The sequence below is a fragment of the Paraburkholderia sp. BR10923 genome (assembly GCF_040948765.1).
GTDB lineage: Bacteria > Pseudomonadota > Gammaproteobacteria > Burkholderiales > Burkholderiaceae > Paraburkholderia > Paraburkholderia youngii.
In genome coordinates, this window is sequence record NZ_JBFPKO010000112.1 from 1 (window position 1) to 1,678 (window position 1,678).

Annotated in this window: 1 protein-coding gene; it reads right to left on the reverse strand. The window is 59.8% G+C overall.

The window, feature by feature from the left end; genetic code table 11:
• Positions 1-90: 90 nt before the first annotated feature.
• Positions 91-1,575: an ISNCY family transposase gene (locus AB3X94_RS41585; protein ID WP_368614442.1), complete on the reverse strand. Its 1,485-nt coding sequence runs from the start codon at positions 1,573-1,575 to the stop codon at positions 91-93.
• Between the last annotated feature and the right edge of the window lie 103 nt (positions 1,576-1,678).

The following is a 1,678-nucleotide window of genomic DNA, read 5'->3' on the forward strand; positions in this document are numbered from 1 at the left end:
TGTCAAAGCCATTTTGAAATGTCCGCTTACTGGCCAAGTTCAAATGTCCGCTTTTAGGGGGTGGGAATCGGTCTCTCACCCGGTTTTTATTCACGCAGTGTCGAAGGATGGCGTTTGAACTGGCAGGGCGCTTACGCCTGTTCCACCGTCCCTTGCAGACCGCCGGCCAGTTTTTCGAGATTGCGGTTGTGCCTGTCTTTGCCGGGCAAGATCCACGATCGTCTGTTCGACGTCAGCCTGCGTGAACTCGCGTTGCTTCTTCTTGCCCGCCGAACGACTTTGGACTTTGGTTGGCGCGCCCAGATGTGTTCGGGAGGGTGCCTTGCCGATGCGCTGGTTATCGCGTTGTGCCTGAATTGCCTGAGAGACCTGAAGCACGTGGCCCAGTCGCTTGTGTTCGACGACCGCGGCCTGATCGATCTCGGTCAGCCGGTCGTACTGCCTGCATGGCAGAACACGACCGTCCACCCGGAGTTCGATACGCGCATCTGGGTACTCCCAGACTTCGATATATCGATCAATCAGCTTGCGATGTTCCGGCGTATCCTCCAGCAGGTACATGACCTTGTCGTATTGCACCGTCAGCGACTTTGTCACCTTGCGCGGCTCGCGCCAGGTGAGTACCAGATCAAGGCTTTCGTCAGCGCGAAGCGGCCGGTGTGCGTCGAAACTGCTCCTGGGCGGCTTGGCGAAACGCGCGTTATAGGCCGCCATGAAAGCAGGCGCGTATGCATTGGCCTGGGTGACCGTGCTGATGCCACGCAGCCGCAGTTCCTTCACGAGACGATCCTGCAGCGTCAGATGGGCGCGCTCGACGCGGCCTTTGGCCGGACTGCTGTTCGCGCAAAACGTGTCGATATTCAGTTCGTACATGGCACGGCCGAAGTGGGTCACGCTATTGCCATCCTTGTTCGCGCCCGTCTTGCGAAACACGCTGTACTTGTCGCTATACAGTGCGCCTGGTTTGCCGTGCTGCTCGATGTATGCACGCGTCGCTTCAAAGTAGCTGAACGTCGATTCGGTCGCCGTGAAATGCAATGCCATCAGCCGGCTCGTCGCATCGTCGACATACACCAGCAGTGCGCACGCCGGCGCCCGATCCTCAAACCACCGATGATCGCAACCATCGATCTGGATCAGTTCGCCCAGACAGGCGCGACGAGCACGTGGCTGATAGATCTTCGGCGGACGTTGACGGCGCGGCACCCACAGCTGGGCATCCATCATCAATTGCCGGACCGTTTCCTTCGCCAGGCGGATGCCGTGGCATTCACGCAGCTTCTCGCAGGCCAGCGTCGGCCCGAAATCCGCGTAGCGATCCCGGATGATCGAGATGGCCCGATCGGCTGTCACAGCGTCCAGGCGGTTGTTGCTGGGCTTCGAGCGACGACGCGACACAAGCCCCGGCGCTCCGTGGTCACGCAGTCTGCCGACCAGTCTGCGGATCTGCCGTGTCGTCAGCCCGAGTCGCTCGGCCGCCCGCGACGGCTTGAGTTTGCCGTCCGCCACATCCTGAATCACCTTGAATCTGTCCAGCTCTCGCATCGTCATCGTTATCCGTTCTATTACTGCCATCGAAGCTCCCCGTGCCGGACAACCGGCGGCAGGACAGCTTACGCGGCGCAAAAGCGGACATTTGAACTTGGCCAGAAGCGGACATTACAACTTAGCCGCTACA